Source organism: Roseivirga sp. AWQ4_251, from assembly GCF_056158225.1.
In genome coordinates this window covers 2484957-2502710 of record NZ_JBSWSW010000001.1, presented here as the reverse complement: position 1 = coordinate 2502710, position 17754 = coordinate 2484957, and the positions used below count along the sequence as shown (strand labels likewise).

The 17754-nt window shown below is 39.7% G+C and carries 14 protein-coding genes; 11 read left to right on the top strand and 3 right to left on the bottom strand.

The window, feature by feature from the left end; genetic code table 11:
• Nucleotides 1-13: 13 nt before the first annotated feature.
• From ACXACJ_RS10865 to can, 3 genes are all read right to left on the bottom strand, one after another.
• Nucleotides 14-412 carry a bactofilin family protein gene (locus ACXACJ_RS10865; protein WP_475134391.1) on the bottom strand — a complete coding sequence of 133 codons (399 nt, stop codon included), beginning with the start codon at nucleotides 410-412 and terminating at the stop codon, nucleotides 14-16.
• 650 nt (nucleotides 413-1062) lie between these two features.
• A complete protein-coding gene (locus tag ACXACJ_RS10860; protein ID WP_475134390.1) occupies nucleotides 1063-2730 on the bottom strand; it encodes a glutamine--tRNA ligase/YqeY domain fusion protein in 1668 nt (555 codons plus the stop codon).
• A gap of 1003 nt (nucleotides 2731-3733) precedes the next feature.
• Complete coding sequence (gene can / locus ACXACJ_RS10855; RefSeq protein WP_475134389.1) at nucleotides 3734-4375, bottom strand: carbonate dehydratase; 642 nt, start codon at nucleotides 4373-4375, stop codon at nucleotides 3734-3736.
• A 135-nt stretch (nucleotides 4376-4510) separates the two neighbouring features.
• Between can and ACXACJ_RS10850 the strand changes: the two genes are divergently transcribed.
• From ACXACJ_RS10850 to ACXACJ_RS10800, 11 genes are all read left to right on the top strand, one after another.
• On the top strand, nucleotides 4511-5185 hold the full coding sequence (locus ACXACJ_RS10850) for a TetR/AcrR family transcriptional regulator (protein ID WP_475134388.1): 675 nt from the start codon (nucleotides 4511-4513) through the stop codon (nucleotides 5183-5185).
• Between the two features lie 5 nt (nucleotides 5186-5190).
• On the top strand, nucleotides 5191-7368 hold the full coding sequence (locus ACXACJ_RS10845) for a peptidase domain-containing ABC transporter (protein ID WP_475134387.1): 2178 nt from the start codon (nucleotides 5191-5193) through the stop codon (nucleotides 7366-7368).
• A 2-nt stretch (nucleotides 7369-7370) separates the two neighbouring features.
• Entirely contained in the window at nucleotides 7371-8741 is a 1371-nt protein-coding gene (locus tag ACXACJ_RS10840) for an HlyD family secretion protein (protein ID WP_475134386.1), read from the top strand.
• A complete protein-coding gene (locus tag ACXACJ_RS10835; protein ID WP_475134385.1) occupies nucleotides 8738-10210 on the top strand; it encodes a TolC family protein in 1473 nt (490 codons plus the stop codon). The genes ACXACJ_RS10840 and ACXACJ_RS10835 overlap by 4 nt, the downstream gene beginning before the upstream one ends.
• On the top strand, nucleotides 10207-10839 hold the full coding sequence (locus ACXACJ_RS10830) for a Crp/Fnr family transcriptional regulator (protein ID WP_475134384.1): 633 nt from the start codon (nucleotides 10207-10209) through the stop codon (nucleotides 10837-10839). Before ACXACJ_RS10835 ends, ACXACJ_RS10830 begins: the two co-directional genes overlap by 4 nt.
• A 159-nt stretch (nucleotides 10840-10998) precedes the next feature.
• The gene (locus ACXACJ_RS10825; protein WP_475135083.1) at nucleotides 10999-12714 is read left to right on the top strand and encodes a SulP family inorganic anion transporter; all 1716 of its coding nucleotides are present in this window, start codon (nucleotides 10999-11001) and stop codon (nucleotides 12712-12714) included.
• 75 nt (nucleotides 12715-12789) lie between these two features.
• Complete coding sequence (locus ACXACJ_RS10820; protein WP_475134383.1) at nucleotides 12790-14199, top strand: MBL fold metallo-hydrolase; 1410 nt, start codon at nucleotides 12790-12792, stop codon at nucleotides 14197-14199.
• Between the two features lie 112 nt (nucleotides 14200-14311).
• On the top strand, nucleotides 14312-14878 hold the full coding sequence (locus tag ACXACJ_RS10815) for a YeeE/YedE family protein (protein WP_475134382.1): 567 nt from the start codon (nucleotides 14312-14314) through the stop codon (nucleotides 14876-14878).
• Nucleotides 14879-14887: 9 nt separating this feature from the next.
• Nucleotides 14888-15301: a DUF6691 family protein gene (locus ACXACJ_RS10810; RefSeq protein ID WP_475134381.1), complete on the top strand. Its 414-nt coding sequence runs from the start codon at nucleotides 14888-14890 to the stop codon at nucleotides 15299-15301.
• 5 nt (nucleotides 15302-15306) lie between these two features.
• Entirely contained in the window at nucleotides 15307-16653 is a 1347-nt protein-coding gene (locus tag ACXACJ_RS10805) for a hypothetical protein (protein WP_475134380.1), read from the top strand.
• Between the two features lie 10 nt (nucleotides 16654-16663).
• A complete protein-coding gene (locus ACXACJ_RS10800) occupies nucleotides 16664-17680 on the top strand; it encodes a c-type cytochrome (RefSeq protein WP_475134379.1) in 1017 nt (338 codons plus the stop codon).
• Nucleotides 17681-17754 lie beyond the last annotated feature (74 nt).

The following is a 17754-nucleotide window of genomic DNA, read 5'->3' as shown; positions in this document are numbered from 1 at the left end:
GTTAAGTCATATTTTATGCTTGGCGTTCCAGAAGTTCTACTTCCAAGTCTACCATTTCAACCTCTTGATTGGTCATATTGCAATTTCCTTCAAAGAGGCCTCCCTTTTCTATAATGATTTCATCAGTATTGATAGCACCTTTGATTCTGCCAGTGCTTTGAAGAACGATGCAGTCGGTGCCGTAAATATCTCCGGTCACTTTTCCGCCTATGACTACTTCCGCTCCTTGGATGGTTCCTTCTATGTGAGAATTGGCTCCTGTGATTAGCTTGCCCTTTACTTCGATATCGCCTTTGAAATGTCCATCGATTCTGATGGTGCCTGAGGATTCGATTTTACCTGAAAAGCTGGTGCCTTCGGTAATGTGAGTAACAGCTTTTTGTTCCACGGTTGTAGTCCTTGAAATTTTCATTTTTGATGGTTGTTTAGGTCTCTAAAATTTGTGTATTCATTTTGAATATGGGTTTAATCTATGAGTTATGTTAGTTAAAAGCAATGAGGGGAATTGACCCGAATCTACCCTTAAATTTAAGGTTTTCGATTTTATGGCAGTCAATTACAATTATTTCTATTTCAAATAACGCTCTTTAGATTTTAAAAAAAGAATGATTAAACAGAAAAAAATGCTCTTTTGAGCGAATTAATAATTATTTAATTCACCATTCAAAAGGTTATGTATTGTATATAAATATGCTTTTTGTTATACATGAATTGGGGAGTTGTAGGTATAAAAAACGATTTTCTGGTTTTTGGTTAGGGGGGCTTAAAATTGTATTGCAATTCAATAGTTAAGTTTGTCTTATTCTGTGAGAATATCTTAAACGGCAATAAGAATTATGGCAAATCCTAATTTCTGAAGGAAGGGGCTTTACATTGAAGTGAACAATCTTTGGCGAGAACTCATTTTCGGAAAATCACTTTCCGAAAGCAGTTACAAAGTGAGGGTGGTAATTGTACTTTTATGAGAATTACTTTAGAACAGAAGTAATGGTTCTTAGTTTTTCTAGCAACAAAAAAAGCTTCGGCTTTAAACCGAAGCTTTTTAATGGAAGTGAATGTCTTTTATTTAGACCAATTGTCTCTTAAAGTAACAGTTCTGTTGAATACCTTCTTGTCTTCCGTAGAGTTTTTATCTACCACGAAATAGCCTTGGCGTTCGAACTGAAATTTATCTCCAATTTGAGCTTCTTTGATTGAAGGTTCCATCATCGCGTTTTCAATGATGTTTAGAGAGTCAGGGTTCAAATGATTTAAGAAGCTGTCTTCAATGTCATTCAAGTTCTCTGTTTTAAACAGCCTGTCGTATAAACGCAGTTCTGCAGGGACAGCATGCGGTATAGAAACCCAACCTAAAGTGCCCTTAACTTTCTTTCCGCTTGTGTCTTGGCCACTGCGCGTTTCAGGATCATATTCAGCATAAATTTCCTCAATATTGCCAGCCTCATCCTTTTTAAAGCCTGTACACTTAATAATGTAAGCGTATTTCAAGCGAACTTCTCTATCTGGTCCAAGTCGGAAGTATTTTCTTGGAGAAGGAGGGTTTTCCATAAAGTCATCCCTTTCAATATAGAGTTCGCGAGAAAACGGCATGTCACGAGTTCCGGCAAATTCATCCTCAGGATTGTTTACGGCTTGCATGATCTCAACCTTGTTTTCTGGCCAGTTTGTGATCACCAATTTAACGGGATCTTGAATACCGAAAATTCGATTCGCCTTCTTGTTCAAATCTTCACGAATGCTGTGTTCCAAAAGAGCAACATCGGTGATGCCGTCTCTTCTGGCTACACCAACTTTTTTCACGAAGTTTTTGATTGCTTCTGGTGTATAACCAGCTCTTCGGAATCCAGAAAGTGTTGGCATCCTTGGGTCGTCCCATCCGCTAACAAATTTTTCATCAACCAATTGAAGCAGTTTTCGCTTGCTCACCACGGTATAACTCAAGTTGAGTCTTGCGAACTCAGTTTGTTTGGAAGGGAATATTTCGAGCTGTTCAATCAGCCAATCGTACAAAGGTCTGTGGTCTCTAAATTCAAGCGTACACAAACTGTAGGTCACGTTTTCGATGGAATCTGATTGGCCGTGTGCAAAGTCATAGTTAGGGTAAATACACCATGCGTCACCAGTATTGTGGTGAGTGACTTTCTTTATGCGATAAATAATTGGGTCGCGCATGTGCATGTTCGGAGAAGTCATATCGATTTTGGCTCTTAATACGCAAGCGCCTGCATCGAATTCTCCGTTTTTCATGCGTTCAAATAAATCCAGATTTTCTTCTACCGATCTATTTCGGAACGGACTTTCAATACCTGGGGTAGAAGGATTGGTTTTTCCGGCCGCAATTTCTTCCGCAGTTTGATCGTCAACATATGCTTTGCCTTTTTTTATAAGCTTGATGGCGTAATCATAAAGTTGGTCGAAATAATTGGAGGTGTATTTAGCCTCTTCATTCCATTTGTAACCCAGCCAGCTGATGTCTTCTTTGATTGCGTTTACGTATTCCTCACTTTCTCTTTCTGGATTGGTGTCGTCAAAGCGAAGATTACATTTGCCATTATATTTAGCGGCAAGCCCAAAATTCAATACAATGGATTTGGCATGGCCAATATGCAAATAGCCGTTTGGTTCTGGAGGAAAACGGGTCTGGACAAATGAGTTTTTACCTGATTTCAGGTCGTTCTCAATCATTTGCTCAATAAAGTTCAGCGACTCTTTAGGTTCTAATTCACTCATTTTTCCGTATTTCTGTTTTCGATTGCAAGTTTAGTAAAAAAGCAATCATTAAGAGGTTTAGAAAGCGAACTATCTCTGTTGATTCTTCACTCAATTTTCAGGTTTTGGGAACAATGAATGAAGTTCAGTCAACGACTTTTTATCCTGAAATAGAGCTAAAGACTAATGGAGTAAATGGATTATGGTTTCTAAATGATTTAAAATCAGTCTGTTTGATATGAGGTGAGCCGATAATGGATTGTGGAAAACTCTGGTCGAATCAACTTGATTTAGGCTTTTAAGGAGTAAGCTATTCTAATTTCTATTTGAATTTCTTTTAAACAATTCTGTTAAAACCCTTTCATACTGAACCCCAGAAGGGTTTTCTGGTAACTCTGGCGCTGGTAGTTTTTTGTGTTGACTTTCAGGGAGTTGGAATATTTGAATTCCCTTTCCTGTGGATAACCCTGTTGATTAGTTAGTGGGAAAGTTGTTGAAAACTAAGGGGTTATAAAATTGGAGTGCGAAATTATTAAAGGTACCTTAGAAATACCAAGTGAGGGATAAAATGTCAGAAATGAAAATTTCAGTCTCTCTTCGGAAAATGTCCGAAAAAATGCATGCGAAAGGTTCAGAGCCAAGGCTCCGATCTGAAATGGTTAGCTCAATGGATGTCCGAAAGCATAATCCATTCACTCATCTTAAATGATTGTGATACAATTCTTTGTTTGAGCTACTTCAATGCGTTAAGCATTATTGAACCCACAAAGCAGCTTTTGAAATGTTTTGCTACGAGGTACAAACATCGGAAGTAAAACCGTAGAAGGCAGATTTCTTGAAAAGGCTTAGGCCATAAATCAGGAAAGAAGGCTTGAACAGTAGCTTGGCATCTTGAAGAAACTATGGTTTGTTCAAGATGAGTGGGGGTGAGCGATCATCCCCCGCTTTTGTTATTTGGGGGTATTTGTAAAAATACAGGAAAGACCGCTGCGGAGCGGTCTTTTTCTTTGTATGCCTTTAATTTTTAACCTTTGGTAGGTTCGTAACCATATATAGAATTTACCGATTCTGGAGAACTAATGGTGAAGTCTAAGTCTTTGATGTGTCCATCGTTCAATCTGTAAACCCAGCTGTGGATCAATGGTGATTTTCCTTCTCTCCAAGCATCCTGAATAAATGAAATCTTAGCTAAGTTTTTAACTTGCTCCATTACGTTCAACTCTACAAATCTATCGAAACGAGCATCTTCTTCTAGCTTGTTTAGCTCTTCACTGTGTGTTTTGTAAACATCTTTCAGGTTAAGCAGCCAGTTGTCAAGAAAACCGAAACTGTCGTTCGACATTGCGGCTTTAACACCACCACATCCGTAGTGTCCGCATACAATAATGTGTTCTACTTTAAGCACTTTTACAGCATAATACACAACGCTGAGCAAGTTCAGGTCGGTGTTTACTACTACGTTAGCAATGTTTCTTCCCACGAAAATCGATCCCGGTGCCATATTGGTAATTTCTGTAGCGGGAACCCTACTGTCCGAACATCCAATCCATAAGAATTTAGGAGTTTGTTGTTCTGCTAACTTCTCAAAAAAGTCAGGGTCTAGTTTCAGGGTATTGGCCACAAACCTCTTGTTGCCTTCTAATAAATCTTCGTACTGATCAGCCATGGTTTTTTGTTTAAGGTTTTCTCTTTTGCTCCAAAACGCTAAACCTTATCAAAGGTTTTACGTAAGTCTGGGTATCAAAAATAATAGTAATACTATCATTTCAAAAAGTAAATGTTTTACTGTTTAGCGTAACGCATGGCAACTCTCCAGATACAAATGAATGAGAATCTTTATGTTAGGGATCCTCAAGAAACAGATTTAGGGCGTAAAATTATTGATCAAAGTATTGTTTTGATTGATGAACAGGGCTTCGAGAAATTCACTTTTAAAAAATTAGCCTGCGCTATTGAATCTACTGAAGCTTCGGTTTATCGATATTTTGAGAACAAGCATAGGCTTTTAGTTTACCTCATAGCTTGGTATTGGAATTGGATTGAATATACCATAGAGTTTCAAACGCAAAACATTACCGATCCGAAGGAAAAACTGGCTATTGCAATTCGTTTAGTTACTGAAAAGAAAGCGCAAGACCCTCGTTTTCCCAATATTGATGAAGAAGCTTTACAGCGAATCGTTATCAATGAATCGGATAAAACTTACCTCACTAAGCAGGTAGATGAGGATAATAAAGATGATTTGTTCCGTGGATTTAAGTCCCTCTGCAATAAAATCGTAGATTTTATAAGGGAAATCAACCCTGTCTATCCTTTCACTCACGCTTTGGTGAGCACCATGTTGGCAGCGGCTCATCATCAAATCTTTTTTGCCAAACACCTGCCTTCTCTCACAGACTTCGATATGGAGGAAACGGCTCATTATGAGCAAAATTTCGAGTTTTTGATGGATCTATTGACAAAAGTTATTGCATAAAGAATATGACAAACCACCATATAGTTAATCTTATTCGAGAAGTGGCCTATGACCTGTTGAAGGAAGATATTCCGGTATCTGAACTGGAATTTCAGAACAGGCAATATGCTTTGGATGAGGTTGTCGAATTTAAAAGAGACCTTATAGAAATTGGAAATCGAGTTAAGGTGGTTTTTTTAGACCAGCCTTTAGTTGAAGGCCAGTTGGGCAGCTTGATAAAGCAAACCGATATTCCCCTTGTTGTAATGAAAAAGGATGGTAACAATGGTTTTGTGCCTCTTTTAATCAAACAAGAAAAGAAAGGGAAGGTGAAAATCTATGAAATTGGCCAAGATTCTGTGACGGAAATTCCTTTCGATGTCGACATAGAAAAGCAACTGATTAGAGACGGAGGAGGTGATTTGATTCTTCTTGGTGCTTTTTCATACAAGAGTTTGGTAAGCGAAGATGAAGATGGAATGGAGGGGAAACCACTTACTCCGGTGCAGCGTCTGATTCGTCTTCTTTCAGAAGAAAAGAAAGATATCTTCTACATATTAATTTATGCTGTTTTTGTTGGGGTAATAAGTCTTACGCTTCCTTTGGGTATTCAGGCTACGGTTGAATTGGTTTCCGGAGGCGTTTTCTTCAGTTCAATTTATGTGCTTATCAGTTTGGTTTTGCTTGGCGTTTTGGCGGCAGGGGGCTTGCAGGTAATGCAGATTACACTGGTGGAATATTTGCAAAGAAGGATTTTCACGAAGGCCGCTTTTGAATTCACTTACCGAATTCCCAGAATGAAGGTAGAATCGTTAGCCAATCTTCATACTCCTGAATTGGTGAATAGGTTCTTCGATGTAATTACCATTCAGAAAGGTTTGCCCAAGTTATTTGGGGATTTAACCGCAGGAACCATCCAGATTTTCTTTGGTCTGGTTTTGTTGTCCTTCTATCACCCGTTTTTTGTGTTTTTTGGTTTGTTTCTGCTCTTGGTGCTTTTTGCCATCTTCAAACTCACAGGGCCAAAAGGTCTTAAATCTTCCATCAAAGAATCGAAATACAAATACAAGGTGGTGTATTGGATGGAAGAAATAGCAAGAACGATTTATTCCTTCAAGCTATCAGGAAATACGCAGCTTCCAGTAAAGAAAACCGAATCGAATGTTGGTAATTACCTTTTGAACAGAAAGGCACACTTTAAGGTGTTGCTCAGCCAATATTCTTATATCATTCTATTCAAAGCTGTAATCACGGGCGGGTTGTTGATTATTGGTACTCAGCTGGTTATCGATCGACAAATTACACTTGGCCAATTTGTGGCATCCGAAGTGATTATCGTTTTGATACTCAATTCTGTAGAAAAAATTATCGCTTATATGGACGTGGTTTACGATATGTTGACCGCAGTGGACAAAATTTCTCAAGTAACAGATTTGCCTTTAGAGAAAACTGGAGGAATAGACCTTACACATGAGGATATTCAAAAAGGTTTTAGAATTGACATCAAGGATTTGAAATACAAATACGCTGATAGTTCAAATTACGCGCTCAAAGGAATTGACCTAAGAATAAAATGCGGTGAAAAGATTTGTATTGCGGGAGCTAGCGATTCAGGTAAAACTACACTTACTAATACCATTGCCGGTTTGAACCACAATTATGAAGGCAGTATCTCTATCAACGATTATTCTTTGCGCGATCTGGATTTAACCAATCTACGCGATAAAATGGCCAAAAACGTAACTCAAGAAGATCTTTTCGATGGCACTTTACTCGAAAATATTCTTGTAGGAAAACCGATGGCTAAGCCAGAATACGCTGTCAAAATGATTGAGAAAGTTGGGCTTAGGGAAAAGGTGAACTCTCTTCCTGATGGCTTGAATACTTACATCGTAAGTGGAGGCAAGGGCTTCAGTACTTCTTTCGTAAACCGCCTGATTTTGGCCCGTTGCTTGGCGAAAAAACCGCAGTTGCTTATTCTGAATGACTACTTCGGAATGTTCCCCCAAATTGAAAGGCAAAAGCTGATTGATTTGGTAACAAAACAAGAAGAAATGTGTACGCTGCTCACGGTTTCAAACAACGCTTCAGTAATGATGGCTTGCGATCGTGTGATTGTTTTGGAAGAAGGTTTGGTAAAGGCTGAAGGGTCTTTTGAAGAACTATTGAAAGCCGGTCAATTAAACAACATTATTAAAAACTAATTATGCTGAACCTATCACATAAAAGAGTGAATAATCCTTTGGATTCGGATCATATGGTTTTCAAAACCTTGAACACCCCAAAGGCAGGCAAATGGTTGGCGAAAATGCTGTTGGCCGTAGGCTTTATTTTCTTCATCTGTTTGTTTTTGCCTTGGCAGCAAAACATCAGAGGCACAGGAAAGGTGACGGCTTTTCAACCTGAAAATAGACCTCAAACTGTTGAATCGGCCATTGCAGGGCGAATCGAACGTTGGATGGTGCGTGAAGGTCAGTATGTTGACCGTGGTGATACCTTGCTTACACTTTCCGAAGTGAAGGATAAATTCTTCGACCCGAATTTATTGCAGCGATTGCAAGAACAAATCGATGCAAAAGAGAGCAGCATTGCGGCTAAGCAAGATAAAATAGATGCTCTTCGAAATCAAATTTCGGCATTAAACGATGCGTTGGACGCAAAGGAAAAGCAAGCCAGAAACAAACTGATTCAAGCGGAATACAAACTGACAAGCGATAGCGTGGATTACGAAGCTGAGAAGGTTCGTTTTGCAAATGCTGAAAATCGCTTTGAACGAAATAAGAGGCTTTATGATGCTGGAAACATTGCGCTAACCAAATTTCAAGAGGTTGAAAGTAAGTTTCAAGAGGCCAAAATGAAGTTAATTAGCAGCGAAAACAAGTTTCTGCAAAGCAAAACCGAGCTTGTGAATGCTCGCGTGAACATTGAAGGAACGATTGCTGAATATCAAGATAAGATCAGTAAAGCAACTAGCGACTTAAATAATACGCTCGCTGAAGTTTACGATGCTGAGGGCGCCTTAGCCAAAGCCCGAAATGAATATGCCAACATGTCTATCCGAAATCAGCAATATCAGGTTATTGCGCCTCAGGCAGGCTATGTGGTTCGAACCTTACAAGCTGGTATTGGTGAAACCATCAAAGAAGGCGGTGCAGTAGCAACGATTATGCCCGATACTCCGGATTTGGCTGTTGAAATGTACATTAAGGCCATGGATGTTCCTTTGGTAGAGCCAGGCAGGAAAGTTCGGATTCAGTTTGATGGTTGGCCTGCTTTACAATTCTCGGGTTGGCCGAGTGTTTCTGTAGGAACTTTTGGTGGCGTGGTTCAGGTAATCGATCGGGTTAACGATGTCGGTGGTAAATATCGAATTCTGGTTACGCCAGACCATGATGATGACCCTTGGCCAGAACAACTGAGAATGGGTTCAGGAACAAAAGGTTGGGTAATGCTAGATAACGTGAGTGTATGGTATGAAATCTGGCGACAGTTAAATGGTTTCCCTCCAAGCCTTTACGAAGAACCTGCTAAAGACGAGAAGAACGCGTCTAAAGACTTTAAAACCAAAGCCAAATGATGAAGAAATTCATATTTACATGCTTAATCTTAATGGTTTTCGGGCTTGCTAAAGCGCAAACCACGGGATTGAATGTAAAGTCTTTTGAAGAGATTGTGACACCCATCGATACAGTTGAGGTATTCACCATTGACGATCTTTTCAAAATGGTTTTGGCAAATCATCCTGTGGTTAAGCAGGCTGAACTTCTGCCAGAAAATGCCCGTCAAGAATTGCGAATGGCTAGAGGCGCTTTCGATCCGAAATTGGAATCGGACTGGAATGTCAAGAATTTTAAGGAGAAAGAATACTACGATAAATTCAATGCGACTTTGAAGGTGCCGACTTGGTTTCCGCTCGATCCCAAGGTGAGTTTAGATAAGAACCGTGGTTATTATTTAAATCCTGAAAACTCAATTCCTGCCGAAGATGATTACCATCAGGTAACTGCTGGCGTGAGTTTACCGGTTGGGAAGGGCCTTTTTATCGATCAGCGTAGAGCCGATGTTCAACAAGCCAAAATATTCAGTAGCATTTCCGAAGCGGAAAGAATAAAGTCTATCAATAAAACCTTGCTTTCAGCAGCTAAGGAATATTGGAGTTGGTTTTACGCTTATTATCAATATCGATTGGTTTCCGAAAGTGTTAATATTTCCGAAGAAATTTACCGTAGGGTGAAGTTGGATTTCAGTTATGGAGAAGCCTCGGCTATGGACACTGTTCAGGCGGCCATTACCTTGCAAAACAGGCGAACGGATTTAAAATCTAGCTCTATAGAATTTCAGAAAGCGGGCTACTTGCTTTCCAATTATTTGTGGGGAGAAAATGAAGAGCCTTTGGAGCTTCAGAATGCAGTTGTGCCGGTTATGCCAAACCAAGAAGTTACAGCATTGTCAATTGCCGAAATTGAAGAGCTGAAAGATTTAGCTTTAGAAGGTCATCCTGAACTTCAAAAACTATCTTTTAAGCTCGACCAATTGGCAGTGGGAGAGAAACTGGCCAAGGAAAACCTTAAACCAGGCGTTAACCTTAGTTATAATTTGATTAATGCTCCGATTGGTCCTCGAGGTGATTTTCAGGATGTGAATTTTGGAAAGAATTATAAGTTTGGTTTCGAATTTCAGTTTCCACTTTTCCTGAGGAAAGAAAGGGCCAAGCTTCAGCAAACCAAAATTAAGATCGATCAAACTTCTTTTGAGTTAAATCAAACGGAGCGCGAAATCATGAACGAAATTGGAGCCCATTATGTGGAAATGCTGAATATGGCGGAGATGATTAGCCTTCAACAAACAGCTGTCAATAATTATGTGATGCTGCTCAAAGCTGAATTGTTTAATTTGGAAAACGGTGAAAGTGACTTGTTCAAAATTAATTTTCAACAAGACAAACTTTTAGAAGCCCAATCGAAACTTTTAAAGCTGAAAAGCAACTATGAAAAGGTACGCGTTACTCTGTTTTGGGCAGCGGGTTTACCTTATTTGAAATTATGATATCGGAAAAATTGAAAGCAAACCTTTTAGCAAAAGGTCTGGAGCCAGAATTAGTAGAAGAAATGTTGACCACAGGTAGGCTGATGAAGCTTGGTACGGACGACCTTTTGATATCTCCTGGAGGTAAGGCATCTGAAATGCCATTGGTGATCAAGGGGACTTTGCGCATCATGCGCGAAGATGAAAATGGCAACGAAGTTTTTCTCTACTATTTAGAAGGTGGCGAAGCTTGCGCCATGTCTATCCGCTGTTGTTTTGCCGATAAAATGTCGGAATTTAAAGCCGTTGCTGAAGAAGAAACTGAGGTTTGGATGGTGCCTATGAGTCAGCTGGATGATTGGATGGCCAAATATCGCAGTTTCAGAAAGTTTGTTTTCGATTCATACCAAGACCGTTTTGATGAAATGTTGAATACCATTGATGGTATCGCTTTCATGAAGATGGACGAACGCTTGATGAAATATTTGCTTGATAAAAAAGCGAGTTCGGGATCGTACGTCATCAATAAAACCCACGAACAAATCGCTCAAGAATTGAATACTTCAAGAGTTGTGATTTCAAGATTGCTGAAAAAACTGGAAATAGAAGATAAAATAGAGCTTCATCGCAACAGAATAGAAGTGCTTTGAGAACGTAAGGTTTTTAGTCTAAGGTTCATCGTTTAGAGTTTATTGATCTGAAGTTTTGAATGAGCTGCTTTTGGTCAGTCTTCTTTTCGAGTTTACATTTTTGGTTACTTTTGTCTGGAATGGTTATTCTGTTCTTAAGTCAACTTAAAACCGTAAACAATCAAGCAATTCTTTCCCATATTAGATTGGCTTCCTAAATACCAAAAACATCACCTAAATGGCGATTTGTTTGCGGGTTTGGCAGTAGGGATTATGCTCATTCCTCAAGGAATGGCCTATGCCATGATTGCAGGTTTGCCTCCGGTTTACGGTTTGTACACGGCCATTTTCCCTCAATTGATTTACGCTTTAATGGGCACTTCCCGTCAACTGGCTGTTGGTCCAGTTGCCATGGATTCGCTTCTGGTTGCTTCAGGCGTGTCGCTAATTGCCACTCAGGGAACTGACGCTTATATAGCATTTGCCATTGTTTTAGCCTTTTTCGTTGGTGTTTTCCAATTGATTCTGGGTTTTGGGAAAATGGGTTTTATCACCAATCTACTCTCAAAGCCGGTGATTAGTGGTTTTACTTCTGCCGTTGCTTTCATTATCGCTATAAACCAGTTCAAAGATTTAATAGGTGTGGAGTTGGTAAAAAGCAATCGCAGTTATGAAATTGTCCTTTCTGCCATTGATTCAATTGGCAATACTCATTTTACGACTTTTTTACTGGGCTTAGGTGGAATCGCCATTATTCAACTTCTAAAGCTTTGGAATCGAAAAATTCCAGGTGCTTTTATCGCATTAATTCTTGGGGTAGGTGTCGTTTATTTCTTCTCTTTACAAGCTCAAGGAGTGAGCATTGTTGCAGAAATTCCCTCAGGCTTGCCTGCCTTCAAACTTCCTCAAATTACACTCGATAGCTTTCGTCAGCTGGTGCCATTGGCGGGTACACTTGCTGTTATATCTTTCATCGAAGCCTATTCCGTAGGTAAAGCCCTGGAGGCTAAAAACAAAGGGCATCAGATTGTGCCCAATCAAGAATTGTTGGCTTTGGGAGCTTCTAATATTTTTGGGTCTTTCTTTCAATCTTTCTCCGCGACAGCGGGTTTTTCGCGTTCCGCTGTTAATTATGAATCGGGTGCCAAAACCCCTTTAGCTGGAGTTTTTGCAGCGGCAATCGTAGCGGTTACATTGCTGTTTCTAACACCCTTTTTCTACTATTTGCCCAATGCCATATTAGCATCAATCATTATGGTAGCAGTTTTCAATTTGGTGGATTTAAAGTATGCCAAACAACTTTGGACTACCGATAAAATTGAGTTTGCCATTTGTTTGGCAACTTTCTTAGTTACGTTTTGCTTCGGAATGGTGCCTGGCATTGTCACAGGAGTAGCACTTTCTATTTTGCTGTTGTTGTATAGGGCAGCCAACCCTCACATGGCTATTTTAGGTAGGGTAAAGGGCTTTACCGAATACCGAAATATCAAAAGGTTTAAGGATTTGGAAAACTGGGGACATCTACTCATTGTAAGGGTCGATGCACCTTTTGTTTTTGTGAATATTCAAACCATTAAAGAACGAATTTTAACTGAAGCTTTTAAACGAAAAGGAGAGCTTAGGAAAGTGATTATAGATGCTGGCCCAGTAGCTTATGTAGATGCTACGGGGATTCTTGGCGTTAAAGAAATGGTGGAAAGCCTGAAAGAAAAGGAGATTGAAGTTTTGTTTTCTGAAGTGGTGGGGCCTGTAAGGGATGCTTTCCACAGAAATGAGTTATTTAGTGAAAAAGCTTCCGAGATTTTCTTTATGACTACAGACGAAGCCGTAAATTATTGCTTGTCAGAGGAATTTAAAAACACGCATGCGAGTTTTGCGGTACAGGCCAATGACTAGTGTAACAAATGTTACGAACGCAACCACCTGAACAAGCGTTATTGCAACTGTTTTTGAAGCAGAAAAATTATAAAAATGAAAATAGATCAAATTTACACAGGTTGTTTAGCTCAAGGCGCTTACTATATTGAAAGCGAAGGAGAGGTAGCGATTATCGATCCACTGAGAGAAATTCAGCCGTACATCGAAAGAGCTGAAAAAGAAGGCTCTAAAATCAAGTATATTTTCGAGACGCATTTTCATGCCGATTTCGTTTCTGGTCATTTAGAGTTGGCCAATAAAACTGGAGCAACCATTGTTTATGGTCCTGGAGCGAAAACTGAATTTGATATTCACGAAGCTCAAGACGGTGAGGTTTTCTCATTAGGAAAAATTCAAATCAAAGTGTTGCACACTCCGGGCCACACGCCAGAAAGTTCAACCTATTTGTTGTTAGACGAGGAAGGAAAAGAAAACGCTATTTTCAGTGGAGACACCCTATTTATTGGTGATGTTGGGCGTCCGGATTTGGCTGTAAAGTCTAACCTAACTCAGGAAGATTTAGCAAGCATGCTTTTCGACAGCCTTCGCGAGAAAATCATGACTTTGCCTGATGATGTTGTGGTTTATCCAGCTCATGGCGCGGGTTCTGCTTGCGGAAAAAACATGAGCAAAGAGACTTCGGATCTTTTGGGTAACCAGAAGAAAATGAACTATGCTTTACGAGCTGACATGACCAAGGAAGAGTTCATCAAAGAAGTTACTTCTGGAATCTTGCCTCCTCCTCAGTATTTCTCTAAAAATGCAATGTTGAACAAAACTGGAGTTTCTGCTTTAGACGAAGTTTTAGAACGAGGTAGTGTAGCCTTGGATGTTGATACTTTCGAAGCCATGGCAAATCATGAAGGAGCCATGATTCTGGACACCAGAAAGCCTCAAGAATTCAAAGATGGTTTTATTCCGAATTCAATTTTCATAGGTATCGATGGAAGTTTTGCCCCATGGGTAGGCGCTTTGATCGTGGACTTAAAGCAACCGATCATCTTTATTGCCGATGAAGGCAGAGAAGAAGAAGTAGTTACCCGACTTTCACGCGTGGGTTACGACAACACTTTGGGTTACTTAAAAGGTGGTTTTAATGCTTGGAAAGAAGCTGGTAAAGAAGTGGATAGCATTGTTTCCATTCCTGCAACTCAGTTGGCAGAGGAATTTAAAACGGAATCATTAAATGTAATCGATGTTCGTAAGCCAACAGAATACGCTTCAGAACATATTGACGGTGCTGAGAATGTAGCACTTGACTACATCAACGATAACATGGATAAAATCAGCAAGGATAAAACCTATCACATCCATTGTGCTGGTGGATATCGTTCTATGATTTTCAGCTCTATTCTGAAATCAAGAGGCTATGATAAAATCGTGGATGTAGCTGGTGGTTTTAAAGCCATTCGCGAAACCGATCTTCCTATTACCGACTTCGTTTGTCCAACAACATTGAAGTAAAATAAAAGCCAGACGAAGAGAAAATTCATCTCCCTGAATCCTCGAACCTTCTCTTCTTCTGGCTCAATTATGCTCCTTGCGAGCAACCTCTTTCAATTCTTAAATATTTAAAATGTTAGAAATTATTTCTTCCCCATGGCCATGGTGGGTAGCAGGCCCTATTATCTCTATTGTCATGTTCAGTTTGGTGTATTTTGGCAATAGTTTCGGCTTTTCTGCCAATTTTAGAAACATCTGTTCTCTGTTTGGTGCCGGAAAATCATGTGAGTTTTTCGATTTTAATTGGCGCGCCCAAACTTGGAATTTAGTGTTTGCCGTTGGTGCTATTGTTGGTGGATTTATTGCCAGCTATTATTTGACTAATGGAGCTCACGTAGGTATTTCTGAGGCTACTATTCAAGAGTTACAAGGTTATGGTATTGAAAATCCTGGACAAGACATTGTACCGATGAGCATCTTTAGCTTTGAGTCGTTACTCAGTCTTAAAGGAATCATCTTCATTGTAGTTGGAGGCTTTTTCGTAGGCTTCGGAACCAGGTACGCAGGGGGGTGTACTTCCGGTCATGCTATTTCTGGCCTTAGTGATTTACAGCCCGCTTCATTAATCGCAGTGATTGGCTTTTTCATTGGTGGTTTGGCTGTCACTTATCTTGTTCTTCCTCATATTTTACCTCTATAATCCGTAGTCATGAAATATTTAAAGTATCTCGTTTTAGGCGCAATCTTCGGAATTACCCTTACCAAAGCTGAAATCATTTCGTGGTATAGAATTTATGAAATGTTCCGTTTTCAGTCATTTCATATGTATGGCGTTATTGGGTCTGCCGTAGTTCTTGGCATCATCATCACCCAATGGGTGAAAAAATCTAAAATGAAGACCATCAATGGAGAACCAATTGTAATTCCTCCAAAACAATTTTCTATTTGGAGATATTTATTGGGTGGAATCATTTTCGGAATGGGCTGGGCTCTTACCGGAGCGTGTCCTGGTCCTATGTTTATTTTGGTTGGCAATGGCGTTTTTGTCGTTTTTGTAGCCATCCTATCGGGACTTTTGGGAACATACGTTTACGGAAGAATTCGCCATAAACTTCCTCATTAATTACAATGAAGTTTCTTAAAGCAGTTTTCTTAATCTCACTGTTCTCATTTTCTTTTACTTCTGCCTTTGCTCAAGAAAATGAGCTTCGCGGAAAGCTTTCGGGTTATGCTCAAAACCGATATATGAGCACTTACAATAATGGAAGTGCTGAAGATTATTATATCATGGTTTCGGCTGCAAAACTCAAATATGAAATAGATTTTAATGATCGTTTCACCTTTGGGCTTTCCGGAATGGCTCTGATGAATTGGGGGAAAGCAGGTATTGAGAGAAGAGACGCTTTAACGGGTGCAGGCCCTATATATGAAAGCAATTTATGGAGCCAAAAAAACATGGATGGCTCCGTGGAATTCAGTCTTCCAGAGTTTTACTTGAACTATACTATAGGTTATCACTTTGCCCGAATCGGAAGAATTTTGGAAGATTCACCCATTATGAATACTGAAGTTTGGCCTTTGCCAACGGCTTTCAAAGGGCTTTGGTACGAATATAGAAGACCAACCCGTTTTCATGCTCAGGTAGGTTTTATCAATAGAATATCATCTCGTTTTGTGGGCAAATTTCAGAAGCCAGGCGAGTCTATTGGTGCCGGTGGTATTGGGGTAGGGCTTGATGGCGCACCTAGCAAGTATTTTGGAAACACAAAATCTGCTTTTGTATCTGTTACAAACTTGGGCTATAATTTTGGAGAAGATGTTAAGCTGGACCTATGGAATTACTACACCCAAAATATAAGCAACACAATTGTTTTTGAACCGAAATATTTCTTTGGAGAAAATCGAGAATGGACTTTAGCGGCTCAAGTCATTTATCAAAACCGAGTAGGAGATGGAGGGAATCCAGAACCTGAGTTGCGCTATTTTACAGATGCTTCTGCAAATTCAGTAAGTATTGGGCTCGATAAAAAGTTAGTTGATCATACCATTCATTTAGGTTTTACTCGAATTCCAGACCAAGGTCGTTTGTTAATGCCAAGGGAATGGGGAAGAGAATACTTCTATACATTCACCCGAAGAACCAGGGTTGAAGGTTTCAGGGATGTAACTTCTGCTCAGGTAAAATGGAGTGCCAAAAAGGAAGGTGAGAAAAGAACTTTTAGCATGTTCAGTAGCCTTACGCACCATTGGTTACCCAATCCCGATTTAAAATATAAAAGTAAGTATCAAGTGCCTTCAACCTTGCATTGGGATGCTTCACTGAAAATAACGCCTAAAAAAGCAGAAAAAGGATTGGCCGCAGAGCTTTATATGGCTTATCGGTTTTTAACTGATGAAGAAAGTGACGAACCTGTTTACCTGATAAATAAGGCTAATTTCCTTCACACTGATTTTATTCTAACTTACAGATTCTAAAGCTCTTTTTGTGAAAAAGATTAAACTGATAACCCGAATCTTCTACCTCATTATTGGTTTGGTCGGTGGCCTGATTGCCTTTACCGTATTGATATCTGTAAACCCAGAAATTTTTAAGCCCACAAAAATTGATTTGGCGAATTGGAAGCCAAAATCCATCGCTTCTGATTTGGCCGGAGAAGAAAAGGCTTCATTGATTAAATACGGCTATTCTATAATCACAGAAAGTTCCAAGCATATTGGTCCATTGGCACCTAAGGCGAGTAATCGTTATGCTGGCAATAATCTAAGTTGTCAGAACTGCCATTTGAATGCGGGAACAAAACCGGGTTCGGCATCTTTTGTTGGTGTGGCAAACCGCTTCCCTCAATTTCGTGGCCGAGAAAATAAAATCGGAACCCTAACGGAACGTGTTAATGGCTGCATGGAACGCAGTATGAACGGTACCAAACTTCCCGAAAACAGTTTAGAAATGCAGGGGATAATCGCTTATATGGAATGGCTTAGTAGCGATGTTCCCGAGGAAAAAGAAAATTATTATAAAGGTTTTGCCAAGGTGAAATTACCGAATGAAAAGGCTGATTTAGTAAAAGGAAAGGCTGTTTTCGAGCAGTATTGCCAAGTTTGTCATATGGAGTCGGGACAAGGCCAGCGCCCTTCTGCCGATGCAGCTTATTTGTATCCTCCGCTTTGGGGAACGGATACTTATAATCACGGAGCAGGAATGCATCGTGTAATCACCGCTGCTGAATTTATCAAGGGCAATATGCCTTATCTTCAAGCTACATTGGAAAAGCCAGTTTTAACTGACGAGGAAGCATATCACGTGGCGGCCTACATCAACAGCTTTGCGCGACCATTAAAAGCTAATACTGAAGCAGATTTTCCAGATAAAAAATTAAAACCAGTGTCAACTCCTTATGGCCCTTGGGAAGATGATTTTAGTGCTGAACAACACAAATATGGCCCGTTTCAACCTATGATGGAGTTTTATCAATCGAAATTCGGGATTAAGAAGAGTAAGTGATTTTCATGTTTAAGCCTCTTCTGCAAGGCACTTTTAACTTAGTAAAAGCTGAAAAATTTAATCAAAGCTTAACT